General features: G+C 70.0%; 6 protein-coding genes. All 6 read left to right on the plus strand.

From position 1 onward, the window contains the following. Positions 1 to 9 precede the first annotated feature (9 nt). The 6 genes from ACFVJ5_RS14060 to ACFVJ5_RS14085 all read left to right on the plus strand — a co-directional run bounded on the left by ACFVJ5_RS14060 (position 10) and on the right by ACFVJ5_RS14085 (position 16,250). On the plus strand, positions 10 to 13,248 hold the full coding sequence (locus tag ACFVJ5_RS14060) for a hypothetical protein (RefSeq protein WP_379220313.1): 13,239 nt from the start codon (positions 10 to 12) through the stop codon (positions 13,246 to 13,248). Between the two features lie 7 nt (positions 13,249 to 13,255). After that, positions 13,256 to 14,512 carry a hypothetical protein gene (locus ACFVJ5_RS14065; RefSeq protein ID WP_379220314.1) on the plus strand — a complete coding sequence of 419 codons (1,257 nt, stop codon included), beginning with the start codon at positions 13,256 to 13,258 and terminating at the stop codon, positions 14,510 to 14,512. 28 nt (positions 14,513 to 14,540) lie between these two features. After that, positions 14,541 to 14,903: a toxin-antitoxin system YwqK family antitoxin gene (locus ACFVJ5_RS14070; RefSeq protein ID WP_063893671.1), complete on the plus strand. Its 363-nt coding sequence runs from the start codon at positions 14,541 to 14,543 to the stop codon at positions 14,901 to 14,903. After that, complete coding sequence (locus ACFVJ5_RS14075; protein ID WP_056818350.1) at positions 14,900 to 15,283, plus strand: hypothetical protein; 384 nt, start codon at positions 14,900 to 14,902, stop codon at positions 15,281 to 15,283. The genes ACFVJ5_RS14070 and ACFVJ5_RS14075 overlap by 4 nt, the downstream gene beginning before the upstream one ends. A gap of 149 nt (positions 15,284 to 15,432) precedes the next feature. Continuing rightward, positions 15,433 to 15,753, plus strand: a complete 321-nt coding sequence (locus tag ACFVJ5_RS14080; RefSeq protein ID WP_379220315.1) for a hypothetical protein — start codon at positions 15,433 to 15,435, stop codon at positions 15,751 to 15,753. Between the two features lie 65 nt (positions 15,754 to 15,818). Then, entirely contained in the window at positions 15,819 to 16,250 is a 432-nt protein-coding gene (locus ACFVJ5_RS14085; RefSeq protein ID WP_379220316.1) for a YbaB/EbfC family nucleoid-associated protein, read from the plus strand. The last annotated feature ends 4 nt before the right edge of the window (positions 16,251 to 16,254 follow it).

Raw genomic sequence — 16,254 nt, forward strand, 5'->3', positions numbered from 1 at the left:
TAGCCTCGCATGATCGAGCTGCCTGATGAGCTGAGCTGGCTCAAGATCGTCGCGGGGATGGAGTGGCCGGACGGCGACGAAACCGAGATGTGGGCGCTGGCGCAGGACTGGCGGACCGCCGCCGAGGGTCTGCGCGCGATCCTGCCCGACATCGACGACGCGAAAACCGCCTCGCTGAAGGCGTATCCGTCCGGTGAGGGCGTCGCGGAGATGACCAAGGCACTCGACAGCATGCGCAGCGGTGATCAGTCGCTGGGCAAGCTCGCCGAGTATTTCGACCTCGTCGGTGAATCGGTCGACGGCGTCGCCATGGAAATCGAATACACCAAGATGATGTTCTGGACCTCGCTGCTCCTGCTGGCCGCGGAGCTGGCGGCGGCATGGCTGTGGCCGCCGACGGCGCTGCTGGTGGAGGGCCTCGCGATCGCCGCGACCAGGATCGCGGTGCGCCTCATCGGCGAGCGCGCCACGGCCGCGATCATGCGGTGGGTCGCGCGCGCCGCGGCCAACACCATCGTCAAATTCCTGGCCAGGCACGTCGCGATCGACGCGACGCTCGGCACGATGCAGGAGTACTTGGTCCAGCAGTGGCAGGTCGACAAGGGGAGCCGCGACAAGATCAATGTCGACCAGGTGATCGTGACCGCGATCAGTTCGGCTGCCGGTGGTGCGGCGGCGGGCCCCGCGGGCGAAGCCATGGGCAAGTGGCTCAAGAACAACGGCGTCACCGACAAGTGGTTGCAGTCGGCGATCACCGGCCCCGCTGCCGGGCTGGTCGGCGCGGGCGCTGGGCTGGCCGCCGCGACCGCGACCCAGTTCGGCATCGACGCCTACCGATTCGACCTCGACACGGCTTGGGACAACGCGAAGAACTCGTTGAGCTCGATCGACCCACTGATGTTCACCGCGGGTGCCAGCAACGGCTTCATGTCGGGCGTGAACAAGGTCGGTGCGAACACCGCGTGGCAGCACATGGCACCGGGGATGAGCGGCCGTTCCGGTCTGGCCGACCGGATCAACCCACTGCTCGGGGATTTCGGGAACATCGGCGCGGGTGAGGGTGCGGGTGGTCGACAGGGTGGTGAGAACGGTCCTGGTGGTCGGGCCGAGGGCGAGGGTGAGGACGGTCGACGGGCGCGCGGAGCGGGGGAGGACGAGCTCGGCGCAGGCCCTGATGGCGAGGCGCGCGGGGACGACCCGGAGACGAGGGGCGAGCGGCGAGACGACACCGAGGGACAGCGCAGCCGCGGATACGGCGACGGCTCGGCGATGCGGCCCGCGGGTACCACCGATCCGGGCGCCGTCGCCACCGATCCCGGCGATGGTGGGCGGGCGGGCTCCGGCGAGAACTCGCCGAAGACGGGCGTCGACGCGCCGCGCGCCGAGGGTGATTCCGCCAGGGGCGAGGGTGGCGCACCGGCGCGCAGTGAAGGTGGTCCGCAGCGACCCGGTGCGGCCGATGACACCGATCAGGCGTCCGGACAATCGGATTCGGCCGGCCGGCACGGCGAAGATCATCGGGCCGGACTGCCGGAGCAGGGCAGTGCGACTCGTGGCGCCGACGACGGGGTTACGCAGCAGCCGGGGTCGCAGAACAGCGGGTTGCACCCCACCCGTTCGGACGGCCCCGAGATCGCCGCCGGTGCGACGAGCACGGCCGCGGCCACCGGGGCCGCGCACGGCGCCCCGGTGAATGCCGGTCAACCGCCCGTTGCCCCGGCGAATGCGGCTCAACCCGCTGCCGCCCCGGTGAATGCGGCTCAACCCGCTGCCGCCCCGGTGAATGCGGCTCAACCGTCCACCACCCCGACCAATCCGGGACAAGCACCCGCTGCGACGCAGGGCGGCGGCGAAGTGAAGCCCGGCGGGCCGCAGACGACGCCCGCGCGCTCGGGTCCGGCACCGGAACTGCGCGCGCCCGGTGCCGATCAGTCACGCGTCGACGAGGTCAGGGCAGGCGCGCCCGAGACCCGAGGCGCGCCGCCGCAGTCCTCCACCGAACGGCCGCGCATCGGCGACGGCTCCATGGCGAGGCCGGACGCGGAAAGCCGGGCGGGTGCCCCCGATCAGCGCGCCGCGGGGCCCGTCACGCCGGACGGCGCGGGCCTGCGGGCGGGCCGCAGCGATACGGTCGCGCCGATCCTGCCGGTGGTGGCACCGGGCGGGCAGCCGACGTCGCGGGCGGCGCAGGCAGGCACGCGATCCGACGGTGCCGACCCCACCCGCGGCGCGGGCGACGAAATGCGCAGCGGCCGCAAACCGGACCCGGAGACCGTCGACGAACCCCAGGTGCGCGATATCTTCGACAGCTACCTGCCCAACGGTGAAGGCATTGTGTACGGCCCGCACAGCACCTCCATCGGCGACGATCCGCGCACCCATCGGGTACGCCAGAACCTGCGCAACGAGGGCATGCACGACGTCATCGTGCACGGTTCCGAGGACGGCGCGCCGATTCCCGGTGACCGGGCGAAGGTGCACCCGCAGCAGATCGTCGACGCGATCCTGCTCAACCCGCACTACGAGCGGGGCACACCGGTGCGATTGGTGTCGTGCCACAGCGGTAACGACAACGGGTGGGCGCAATACATCGCCGACCGGATCGGCGCGCCGGTGCTCGCGCCGACGAAACCCGTGGGTGCGCCGCGTAATCCGGACTCTCCTGCCCGGGTCGCGCCCGGTGGCGTGTGGCGTTCGTTCCCGGCGCCCGGCGAGTTGGCGCCGGGAGTCGACGGCGAGTCCGCGGCACCGCCCCCGCGTGACCCGGTCGACCTGGACAACGACGCCGACTGGCGTCACGGCCTCGACACGATGGGCGACGACGGGCCACGTGTCGAGCCGACCTCGTTCCTGCGGCCTGATCCCGATCTGCCGACGATGGACGTGCCGCCACCGCCGAGTACCGATTCCCATCTGCTCGGCGTGCTCGACCCGGCGCACACGACCAGGGAGAACGGGCTGATCACCCACGTCGACGGGGAGCCGGTCGCCGATTTCGTGCGCAGGCTCGGGCTGGAACGGCAGGCGGATTTCGTGCAGGCCGCCAAGGACAAGGTGCTCAGCAAGAAGGCGCAGGGCGCGGTGGTGTCGGTCGGGATCGACCGGGCGACCGGGCGGGTATACGAGGCAGCCAACGGGCGCGTCGGTGACGTGATCGCCGATGTCGACGTGCATCCGACGTTGAACCAGCGCCTGAACGAGATGCGGGCGGGCTCCTACACTCGCGGCGACGACCCGGAAACCTTCACCCAGCCGCACCCCGACGAACCGCTGGCCCACGCGGAAGTCAAGACCACGAACCAGATATTGCACGATCGGGCCCGGTTGAAGCAGACGCCGGAGTGGAGTCATCTCCGCGACGACGTCGACGCGCTCCCCGACATCATCAACTCGCCGATGTTCGTCAAGGGTGTGCGGATCTTCGCGCCGTGCTGCGCCAACTGCACCAACCTGCTCGCCGGCACCGAAAGCGCGACCGGCTACCAGAACAGTTATCCACCAGGTGATTTCACACCTTTCGATCATGTGCGACGCAATGCCGACGGGGTGATCGAATCGCTGGTCGGCCTGGATGTCCTCACGCCACAGCCGGACCCGGCGATCACCGGTCCGCCCGATGCCGCAGCCACGCCGCGGCAGGAAATGGACGGCTCGACGGCCGAACACCGCAGGCTCACCGAGGAATTGGACAGCACCGGAGCCGAATTCGCCGACCGTTTCGCTCGCCTCGGCGGCCCCGACTCCGAGACGATCGCTGATTCGATTGCCCAGCAGGCGGATACGACGCTGGCCGAGGCGAACGCCGGACTCGACGCACTGGCCCGGCAGGCCGATGCGGAATTGGCGCGGACCCTGGATCAGCTGACCCGCGTCGAACAACAACTGGCCGCGCGGCCCGACGGCCTCGACCAGGGGCCGGACCGGGTGTCGCGGCCCCAGCGCGTCGATGACGCGTCGGCCGATCAGCTCGCGCGTGACACCGAGTTCGCCATGCGGCGCGCTGAACAGGCCGAGGCGCGGCATCAGGCCGTGCTCGACCGCGTCGACCAGATCCGTCGTGATCTCGCCGCGCAGGCCGAGAACGTCCGAACAATGCGCGATCTCGACGCGGCGCGCGTTCGGGCCGACGAGCCGACCAACCGAGATCGCGCCGACGACGATATCGACTGGCTCGGCAGCCGGCGCGATGACGACGACGGCGAGCACGTTCCGCCCTCGGCCGACGAGTCCGGCGGCGCGAACAAGCCACCGACGCGTCCACTCGCGCCCGCGGGCGCCCCCGAGCCCGGCGAGGGTGACGCCAACGCGCTGCCCCCTGGTGAACCCGGTGAGGCGTCGCCGGTCCGCAGAGACGAGCCGGGCATCGTCGATGTCACGGTCGACGGTGAGTCGGTTCCCGTGCGGGTGGAGCCCGAGGGTACCGACAACTGGCGGCTCGCCACGAGGCCCGACAACACCCCGGCTACACCGGAGGAGCCACCCGCTCCCGTACCCGCGACCGGGCTACGCGGAATGCTGAATCGGTTGCGCGACCGGCTCGTCGGTCGGGCGAACCCCGATCACGTCGCCGGGCACGGCATCGACGGCTTCACGCCGTTGCGCGACGGCGCGCAGGCGCTGCCGCAGCTGCACGCGGGGCCCCAGCTCCCGATCCACCATGGTCCGACGCCGCCGCCCGGCCAACAGGAATTCCGGGATGCGCCGGACTCCGGCCACGCGGTCATGGGCCCCGGGTTCGTCACCACGGCGATCACCTTCTATCGAGGCCGCGTCCACGCACCGGTCCTGGGCCGCTTCTCCTCGCTGCGGCCCGAGGTCGCGGGCGAGCACGTGCCGGTCAACGACGACGACGGCACGCCCTATCAGCCGTGGTTCACCGAAGGCGATCCGGCGGAGCTACGCACGATGGCGCTCGACCAGCTCGACACCAGGCGCATGTCCAGGGACGAGGCACGGGACATGCTCCTGCACGCCCTCGACCGGGCCGAGGGCGAACTGCGACGCCAGATCATCGACGACCTGGATATGCGAGGCCTGATCTCGCTCGACGACGCCGACGCGCTGCGCCAGGGCGAGCCCCCGTCGTGGGCCGAGCCGCCGCCCGTTCCCGACTCGCACCTGCCCGTGGCCGACAACTCGCTGACGGGGCTGGCGGCGCGCTTCGGATTCACCCTCCCCGACGAGTCGCCGCTGACCGTGCGCCGCGTGGTCGACGAGCAGACCTACCTGGCCTGGCGGGACGCCGCGGCGGTCGAAGGGCTGGCGGCCGCGGCCCGGCGCGCCGAGGTCGAGGGCACCGTTCCCTATGTCCGGACGTCGGACCCCGAACCGCGAGCCGCGCTCGACGGCGGCACCCGGCAACCGGAGCTCGAGGGTTCGGCGCCGCCGCCCGCGGGTGACTCCTTGCCCGCGCAGCTCGACGACCTCGGCGGGCCGGGTCGCGCTGTTCCGCTCGGCGAGTTGACCTTCGCCTACAACGACAGCGCGCTCGGCAACTTCCTGCGCGAATTGATGACCGCGTTCGGCAGTGACACCGCGTTGATCAGCGCGGGCCCGGTGGGCAACGGCTCCGATCCGATGCCGGTATTTCGCGAGCTCGGCACCGAGCCCGGCGGGGACTCGGCCCAGCGCGCGATCTTCGAACACGGGTTCCGGCGTATGCAGCTGCTCGACGAATTGGCTACGTGGGCACGGCATTTCGAGGTCGACCCGGCCGCAATGCGGGGGCCGGAGCGGGATTCGATCATCGCGGATCTGCGTGCGGCGGCGCAGCTGCGGGCCGAGCGACTCGGTGAGTTCGTCGCCGCGGCCGAACCGGTGTTGCGGATCATCGACGACGCGGTCGGCTCGACCTTCGGTGATCAGGTCGCCCGGATGCCGCTCGGCGAAGGCCAGCCGGACCGGCTGTTGGTCATCGGTGGGCCGCTGGACCGTGACAGCGCGCTGGCGCAGGTGCTCGCCGACCATCCCCACCTCGCCGACGAACTCGCCGCGGGCACACTGAAACTGGAGTTCCGGACCGCGCGCGTCGACGCCTTCGGCACGATCCACCTCGATCCCGCTCCGACACCGGACGTCCGGCAGATCCGGCAGACCAGCGACGGTCGCGAGTTGGTGGTCACGATGCTGCGTGACGGTGACGGTGAGTGGCGGGCGGTGCAGGCACCCGAACCCGGCGCTACCCTCGGCGGGCCGCGGCCGCTGCCGCCGACGCGCGCCGCGTTGCTGACCGAGTTGGTCGATGTGGCGCAGGAACTCGGGCTCGGGCATCGACAGCTGGATGTGCGTCGCATCGATGACGTGGTCGCCGAACTGCGGGTCGACAATGCGGTGCGGGCCGCGATGCTGGAGGGGATGGCCGATTTCGCGCGCTATGCGAGGGCGTTCGGCGAGTACTCATCGGTCAGTGACGCGCACAGTCGCCTGGCCGACACGTTCAAGCTCACTGCCGCCGAACTGACCGCGAATCGGTTGGGTGAACTCTTGGCCGACCGCACCCAGCCAGGTCCCCTGCGTGGGCAGCAATACGCGGCTCTCGCCGAATACGCCGCACAACTGCGCGGGGTCGACCCCGACAAGATCGATGCCGCGCACGCCCGGCTCACGAGTGCTCTCGGGCTGGAAGCGGATGCGCTGCAACCGGAAGTGGTCACCGCCAACGAGGAGACCCGTCAACTCGATCGCGGGCCGGATCCGGAGTCCTTGGATTGGAAGGAGCTGCTCAAAGAGGTCAAGAAGCGCGAGCGTCGTGACCCGGCGATCGCGACCGCGTTGGCGGAGTACGCGGCCACGCTGATCGGGATCGACCCGTACTCCGGCGTGGCGGCCGGTGACCGCAGCGCCGACCCGCGTCGCGTCGGCCCGCTGGCGATCTTCGACCCGATGGCGATCCATGCCCTGCGTGAGGTGATCGCGGCCGCGTTCCCCGACGGCGACCCACTCGACTTCGCCCGGTTGCTGGCCGACAACGCCCATCGCGCCTTCGGCGCCGATACGACTCCGGGTTCGAGAGACCAACGGCCGCAACCGAACCCGGACTGGATGCGACTGGTCGGGCTCGATCTCACCACGCTGGACGAGAAGGGCTACTACGACGCGTACGAGAACTTCCGCGCCACCGAGCCCGAGCAGCACGCGGGACTCGATCGGGAGGAGCTGGAAGCGGAGCTGAACGCGCTGCGGGGCGAGGTCCGCAGCCGTGCCGCGCTCATCGATCGACTCGTCCAGCTCAGCGACGAGTTCTACCGACCTACGGCGGCGGAGCCGACGCCCGGACATGCGCCCGAATCCGACGGTCCACGCGCGCTCGACCCCACCCCGCCCGCCTCGACCCCGCCGCCCGCGCCGCCGCGCGACCCTGCGCTTCCGTCTGGCCCGGTGGCCACGCCCGGACCGGCGCTACCGGCTGGGCAGACACCAACGCCTGACCCGATCGCCGGGCCGCCGAGCGGCTCCGTGGATCCCGATTCGCCGCGGCCGAACCAAGCCGAACCCGATCCGACACCGCCGCCGGACAACAGTGCCGACCTCGCGGCGGACGACAGGCCGGTGCCTTCGCGGTTCGGCGACGCGGTCAACCGCCAGCTCGAGCTGTTCACCGAGTCGCAGCGGCAGATCGCCGAGCATGCCGATGCTGATTCGGAGCGTCGCCTCGACCGGCTGGCCGAAGTGCTCGATGGGCTGCGTGATCCGGTGGTCGGGCTCGATGGGCGGCCCGACGCGACGGCGCTCATCGACGCCGCCCGTGCCCGCGAAATCGACCGGATGACAGCCGGATTCGAGGAGCGCGAGGCGCGAGCCGAGGCCGCGCATCGGGCGGCGATGGACCACCTGCAACAGGTCGCCGACGAGCTCGCCGCGCAAGCGGAACATCTGCGGATGATGCGGGAATTCGACGACGCGCAGCAGCAGCCGAGCGCGGAGTCGCCCGACCGGGCTCGCGACGACGGCGACGACCCGGAGCCGGACGCGGGAACCCCCGCCGACCCGGATGATCCGCCGAAGACCCCGCCCGCCGACAATGCCCGCACCCCCGACGACGATGTCGACTGGATGGGCGGTGACCCCGAACCGCGACCCCGCTACGGCGACGACAACGCGGGTCAACCCGCGACCTGGCGGACGAGCCCCACCGACATCGCGGCATCGGAAGTACGGGATGTCCTCGCCCACAGCGATCTCGGCACGCGGGCCCTGCGATCGCTCGCCGCTGCCGACGCCGCGATCCGCTTCACGCCCGTAACCCTCGAGGTCGACGGTGCCGACCACTTCGACGGCCGCACGATGTCGGTGGTGATCGGCACCGAAGGGCGCAGCCAGATCGCGCAGGGATCGGGCGTCGTCCGGGCGGGAGTGCTGGCCGACGCGGTGCTCGCCGGTGAGCTAGAGGTGGCCCCGGCCCGCATCGCCGGTCTCGATCGCGACGCCCATATCGACGCCAGATTGCGGGCGGAGGCGATGGCGCTCGGCAGGCAGGCGGAGTTCCATCGCGAAATGTCGGACGCGGGCTATGACGTGTCGGGGGGACCGCTGCGCGACCTGATCGACAGCCACTACCGGCAGGATCTGGAAGCGTCGTATCTGGCGGCATTCGACGAGGCCGTAGTCGCTGCCCGCCTGGCTGATCCCGGCATCGACGGGGACCGGCTCCTCGATCTGGGCCGGACCGCGGGCGTCGATCGTTTGCTGGCGGGCGATCGGTTCGACGCGGCCGACTTCCCGCACGATGGGCGCGGTTTCCGGGATATCGCAGGCCGGGAATGGGACAACGCACGCGCGCATACCCCGCCGCCCGGGCTGAGCGAGTACGTGCCGTCGACGCAGGCGCACGCACGTACCGTCGACGGGTTGGTGCGCGCGCAGGCTTCCACGGTCCGCGAACTGCATCGCATCGAAACCGACTGGCAGCGGGTGGCTTCCCGGCTGCAGGACCGGATGAACATCCGCGACGACGAACTCGGACCCGGCCGGCGCGAGACGGCAGATCTCCTGCTCGAACGCGTTCGCCACGTGTTCATGCCGCATCTCACCGAAGAAGTGCATGTCCTGGACGCGCTGACGCACCGGCACGCGGAAGCCACCGCGGCACGCGCCCGGCTGGTCGTCGATCTCACGGCGGCGGTTCGCGGTGATCTCGGTGTGCCGGTGACCGTGCGTGGGGACGCGACGGGTGTGCTCTACGTCAGTGACGCACCGGCCACCCACCTCCCGGCCGAACCTGCCCCGCGCTCGCGCTTCGTCGAGCGCCGGATGCCGCCGCAGCTCGACGGTATCGGCGAGCGGAAGCTGCGCGGCGTCTTCGCGGAACTGGGAGGCGACCCCGTGGGGCGCTGGGCGGCCCAGGTGCTCGCCGACAACGCCGTGGCGATCCGCTACAGCACCGAGCCCGACGCGAGGATCGGCTACGACCCGGTCACCAACGAAGCCGTTCTCGATCGCAATGGCGAAAGAGGTGACCAGGCAAGGGAACTGGTCAAGGCGGCGATGACCGTCGAGCTGAGAAGGACCTTCGCCGACAACAGCATCGAACGGTTGACGATGTCGCGCGACGAATACGTCGCGACCATGCTCGATCGCGCGGCCGAAGCGCACGGGCTGGCGTGGGCGTTCACCCGTGGCGACGAGGGCAATCCCGTTGTGCCACCAGGGGACGCCATCGCTCGGACCTACGCCGCCGAGTATCAGCGCGCGTCCGAGCTGGCCGCGCGGATCGGTAAGGATATGACCGCGACGCCGTCCGCGGTGCACGGCGCGGCTCATCGAGCGGGTGTGCGTGCGGTGCGGGCGTCGATCGCCGAGCTGGCGCCGACTGTCGACGGTCGCCGTCTCGCTGATCATCACGGTGCGAATTGGGATCGGGCACACGGGATTCCGGCCGGCGATCAGCCGGGTGACCTGGCCGCGATCGCCCGCGATACCCCGCAGCGCCGCGACCGGCTCGCCGATCAGTTCACCACCGAGATCGAGACCTTCCGAGCGCTGCGCGTCGCGGGGGAGTACATCCCGGTCGGTCCCGCCGAACGTGCCTATGCCACCGCCCACGACAAAGCCCTTGGTAAAGCCGAGCGGGTCGCGGAGCGTAAGCCCGACGCGCCGGCGCCCGAGCGGGTTGCCGCGGACGCGGGTCGGGCCGCGGTGCGTCGCTACATCGACAAGGCGGGCATCGATACCGCGCAGGTCGCCATGGACCTGGTGCACGGTGGGTTGCACGAAGGCGAGCCGCGGTGGGGTCGTCCGCAGCCGGTGGACGCGGGCGCCGACCGGCTGCGCGCCGTCGACCCGGTCGCGCTCGACAGCGCGGTCCCGGCCGACCCCGCGGCGGCCGACGCGCTGGCTGTGCGGGCGCTCACCCGGTACCTGCAACGCCATCCCGAGGCGCAACGCCTGACCGACTATGTCGCCCTCGCCACGCCCTATGCGGGGGACGCCTACCGCCGCCTGGTGATCGTCGCGCCTGCCGGTGAGCACATGCGGGTGCTCAACGACTTGGCCATCATCCACCCGGAATACTCGAATGTGCTCTGGGACCGGTCGCATCGGCTCAGCTACGAGTTGCCGGTGGTCGGTCCCGGTGGGCGACCGTCGCTGCGCGATATTCCCGCGGCGCAGGCCGAGGGGCCGTTCCGGGCTCCCGACCGCAACGAAGCAGTGGCGCACGCGTTGGCTCGCTACCTGAGCCTGCGCGGGGAGGGGCGGATCCGGACAGGTTTCGATGAATGGCTGAAGCAGTTGGGCCCCAACGGCTTCCAGGATCAGAGTGGGTTCGCCGACAGCTTCCTGCACGGGCGGCGGCGCGTGCGGGTCTCGATGCTCGCCGATGATTTCCCGGCGATCGGCCACCAGTTGCACACTGCCGAACCCGATCGGTACGGTCCGACGCACCCGGCCGCTGTCGCGCACGAACTGCATACCCGGCAGCTCACGATGGCGCCGTTGGACGGGCACCCGGCGCGACCGACACCGCAGTACGAAGCGCGAACCATCGAGCTCGGCGGGCGACCGTTCACCCTGTGGCTGGTCGGCGACGGTGACGGAAACTGGCGTCTGGCACCGCCGACCGCCCAGGGACACCCGTCCGACGTGATCGGCCGTCGATTGCCCGCCAGTTGGGCTGCCGACGCCGCCACCATCGAGGCCGCCGTCACCCGGATTCTGCGGGACGGCACCGCGAGCCTCGACTCGCTCGAACGGCGTGGACTGCTCGGCAGATTGACCGAAAGGTTGCGCGAGTCCGAGCCCGACCAGGAGGCCGACCACACTCCACCGCGCGGTGAGACTCCGCCGCGCGGTGACCAGGGCGACGGCGTCGACTGGATGGGGGCCGGTGATCGCGCCGACGGTGACGAGGCCTCGCGCTACCAGGCGGCCGTCGATCACGAGCTGGCCGCGCTCGACGAGCACCATCGGCTGCTCACCGCGGAGGCCGAGGCGGATCTGCGCCGAACCATCGAGCGAATGGAGCAGACCCGCGCCGCGCTGGCCGCGCCGATCGCCGCGATCGACGACATCGCAGGCGCTGTGCCCGAAACCGATGCCCGCGGCCGAATCGATGCCGTGCTCGCCCGCGAACTCGTGCGCATCGACGCGGAGTTCGACCGCCGCGCGGCCGAAGCCGAAGCGGTGCATCGGGAACTGCTCGATCATCTCGATCGGGTCAGCGCCGATATGGCCGAGCGGGCCCGTATCGCCGGTGATCTCGATGCCGCCCAGCGCGAGATCGGTCGGCGTTTCGACGAACTCGACGGACGCTACCTCGGCACGCCCGACGCGGCCGTCCCCGCCGAAGGCGCTCCCGACCAGCGGGTCGTGTCGGGTGAACCCGATTCGTCCGTCGGCGCCGATCCGGATGCACAGCCGGTCTCCGGCGATCACGACCCGGCCGACGGCGACGATCCGCCGCCGAATCCCGAGTCCACCGACGATGACGACACCTCCGGGTCCACCGATCGACACGGTGTGCCGTGGCACGCGATGCGCTCGCATATTCCGCATCCGCCGCACGAGTACGAGTACGACCTGTCGGTCCCGTTGCCGGGTGAGCCCGCGCGCTGGCCGGTTCCCGAGTCGGCGATCACGGGTCACGATGGGGGCCGCGACGAGTCCCGATCCGGCCATGGGCAGTCGAATGATCCACGCCCACAGGCTGATGCGCGTCAGTCGCACGGGGCGGGGAGTTCGCCTCCCCCGCCGGGTTACGGACAATCGTCGTACGGGCAAGGCGCCGAGCAACCGCAGTCCGGTCGTCCGCAGCAGCCGTCCGGCCCGCAGTATCCGCAGCCGCAGTACCCGTACGGTTCGCCGCAACAGGTTCCCGGGTACCCACCGCAGCCGCCCGCACCGCAGTATCCATCCGGTTCGCCGCAGTCGCAGACTCCCGGATACCCCCAGGGGTCCGGCTATGCGCAGAACTGGCAGCCGCAAGGTACGGGTTACCCGTCGACCGGGCTGCCGCACGGGTCCGGTTACTCCTCGAGCGGGCAGTCGCAGGGGTCCGGTTATCCCGCGAACGGGCAGGGCCCGTACTACCCGCAGGGCGGTCCGGGTGCTGGGCATCAGTCGGCGGGGCAAGCTCCCCAGTATCGAGCGGGCGGCCCTGGCTCCGCGCAACCGCCCACCGGAAACGGGTACGGGGCGCCGGGCGGAGCTGGGCCAGGTAGTTCCCCGTTGCCCGCTTATCCGCCATGGCATACCCCCGCGGATGCCGGGTCCACCGGACCGCGGGCATCGGCCGGCGGTCAGTACCAGCCGAGCACCCAGCCGCCGATGATGCCGCCGATGATGCCCATGTCGCCTCAGCAAGGTGGCGGGGGTCGGGGCGCCGGACGAATGCCCGAGCGTCCGTACCATGCGGAAAACCCGGCTTATGCACCGATTTTCGTGCAGCCCTACTTCGGCAACGGGGGACAGGCGCAGTTCGATCCGGCGACGGGATCGTTGTTCGCGTCGGCCGGTGGCGGTCTCGCACTGGGCGGGTTCTTCGCCGATCTCGGTAATGTCTTCGTGGTGTTCTACCGGGACGCGGGCCGGTTGGGTTTGCGGGTCGGTGGGCAGCGGATCGAGTTGGACGGGTCGGTGAGTGTGGAGTGGGCGCAGTCGCAGCAGCGACAGACCAGGCTCGCGGTGGTCGTCGCCGGTACCGTGCGCTGCGAGTTGATCTACTGGTCGGTGCCGCCCGAGATGGATCTGGGACTGATGGTCCGCGATGTGATGGCCGACCCGGTTCGCCGGGCCACGATCTTCGGTGGCTGAGCGGCCGATGCCGACCTGGAAGGACGAGGCGATGACCACCCCGAGCACCGACGCGGTCACACCCGGCGCCGAGGCGATCGACGCCGAAACCGCCGCCGCCGAGGCACCCGATGTCGGGTTCACCCTGTCGCCGCTCGACAATGCCGCGGAGCTCAGCCGTCAGATCGCGCGCGAGACGGCCGCGCTCGGGCCGCCGGGCTGGCGCCGGGTGCAGGCGACGTTCTCGATGACCGTGGCCGGTGAATCGACGGCGATGGTCTTCACCGATGAGCACGATCGGGTGGCGCGGGTCTTCCCGACCGAGTCGGTACTGGCGTTGTTGCGGGAGCACCGGCATCTGTCGGCCTCGCTCGGTGACGGCCCGTGGTGGCGCTTCCTGCTGACGCTGACCGACGAGGGAAAACTCGACGTCGACTACGACTACGGTGACGACCCGTTCCCCGATGACCAACTGTTCGCGCCGGAGGCCTACCTCGCCGACCTCGCGGTGTACCCACGTTCGCAGGTGCCGTTGTGGCTGGCCGCCTATGTGGGGCACGGCGGCAGGCAGTCGCGTCCGCCGCAACTGGCGGCGGCGCAGGCCAGAAACGACGAGGCGACCGGGCGGGTGCCGGTGCGATGTGTCACCGACACCGAATTTCCCGACTTCGGCGTGCTCGCCAGGCGATGGGCGGTGATCGCGGCGGGATTCGTTGCCGTCGGGTCGATGTGGGGTCCGCGGGTGGCGCCGTCGACCTGCGTTTTCGAGGGCGTGCGCCGCAGCGGGTCCACCCTGCAGGCGCTGCCGGGGAATCGGGCGGTGCTCTCCGGTGGCGTGTGGAACGCCCCGGCGCTGGCCGCGGTCTACCGTGACGGCGCCGAGTCGCCGGACCTGTACCGCGGCGCGCCCGCGTGGGTCGCGGACCCGGTCCTGAACGCGCGCACCGGTTCCGGCCTGCTCTCGTTCTGCTACTGGTGGGCCGACGGGCACTGGTATCGCGCGGATTCGCCGGGTGCCGACGAGCTCGCGGAGGCGGTACCCGGCGTGTGGACGGCCGACATCGTCGCGGGCATCATCGCCGGTCTGCTGTCCGACGACCCGACCGAGTCGCAGTACGCGGCCGCGCGGCGACTGGTCGCCGATGCCGAGGCAGGCGTGGTCACCCGCGCCGTGCTCACCGAGGTGTTCGACGGTGATTTCGATGTCGACGGCGCGTATTTCCAACTGACCGTCGCAGGCGCTACCGCACCGGATGCGACGGTCGCCGCGGGTGTGACACCGTAGGCGCGAAGCGAACGGAAGGCAGGTATCGATGACTCCCCGGCGGATCGACATGGATGATCCGGAGGCCGACGCGACCGGTCCCGACGGTCTGATGTACTACCGCGGCGAACTGTTCACCGGTGAAATGGTCGAGCTCTACGACGACGGCACGCTCTTCACCCTGACCACCTACGTCGACGGCATGGAAGACGGTCCGTCCCAGGGCTTCTACGCCGACGGCACCCCCCAATCCGACGGGAGGGCCGCGCGGAACCGGGCGATCGGCGAGTGGCGCGAGTGGTACCCCGACGGCACTGTCAAACAGATCGACGTCTACGACGACACCGGCAGACTGCGCGCGCGGCGAAAGTGGGACGCCGCGGGCACGCTGATCCAGGATGTGACCCAGTGATCCTCAAACCCGTTGGCATGTACCGGGAGATGTTCCGTGGCCAGCACGACGAACTGCCCTCGATCGCCGAATCCGGCACCGAACAGGTACTGCCCGACCGCGCCGAGATCATCGCGTACCTGCGCAATCCCCCGGCCGGATTCGACGTGATGGAGGCGGTGGTTCACCTGTTCGAGAAGGATCGCTGGATCCCCGGCGGCTCGTCGCTGAACTCCGACGGTGTGTGGGTCTGGCGCGAGGACTCGGTCGAGTACCTGGCCGCTCAGCCGCTGGAGATCCCCGCTGATTTCGTCGAGTACGTGCGGTCCATCGATTACACCCCACCCGCGGTCGAGGACAATGACACGTTCTACGACGCGTTGCTGCGCTACTTCTGCTAGCCGCGACCACTGGTGATCGCGTAGCGATCATGTGGTGGGAACTCCCCATTCATGTTGGTGTAACGAAAGATTCGCTCACCCCTGCCATTCTTTTGCGCAGCAAACGAGTTGTGGGATCGGTGCGCTGACGCTGGAGGGACACGAACGCGATGGTGGAGAAGTTCGAGTACGAACCCTTGCTGTTCCGCAGGGCAGCCGTCAAAACCGGGTCTGTTCGTGACCAGATCAACGGTGTCATCGCTCGGCTGGACGCGGCGGCCGCCGGGCGTGGCACCTGCTGGGGCGATGACACGCTGGGTCAGAACTTCTTCAAGGGCGACGCGGACAACGGCTACGAAGCGTCGAAGAAGAACACCACCGACAGCGCCAAAGCCATCGCGGGCAACATGGGCACGATGTGCGACGGGCAGTTGGAGAGCGCCCGGTTGCTCGAGCAGATGGAAAAGGGCAACTACGAGGGCATGCGCTGATCAGGGGTCGCTGAATCATGACGAATGAACAGGCAAAGGCCCAGCTCGCCGAGATCATCGAAGGCGTGCAGGAGCAGATGCGCGGGATCGCGCAGATACAGCGGGATCGCGCGAAAATCGTTGCCAGCGCGACTGTTCGCAAGCGGGTGACGGTGTCGGTGAACGCTGATTACAAGGTCATCGAGACCAAGTTCAGCGCCGACATCGACGATCTCACCTACCCCGAGATCGCCAGGGCGACGACCGAGGCCGCGCAGCAGGCGGCGGCGGAGGTCGCACGGCTGACCCAGGAAATGATGGCACCGCTACAGGAAGGTCGTTCGCGGCTGCCGAAACTGACCGACCTGGTCGCCGATATGCCGGACCTCATTGTCCCCCAGGCGGTGGAGGCCTCACTCGCTGCCCCCAATTCACCTGAGCGGCAAGAGAATGCGGAAGGCAATGAGTTGCTCGGAGCACCGGATCGGTCGGGTTCGGCTACCGACTCGAGCTGGTGACCTC

The sequence above is a fragment of the Nocardia sp. NPDC127606 genome (genome assembly GCF_042671725.1).
GTDB lineage: Bacteria > Actinomycetota > Actinomycetes > Mycobacteriales > Mycobacteriaceae > Nocardia.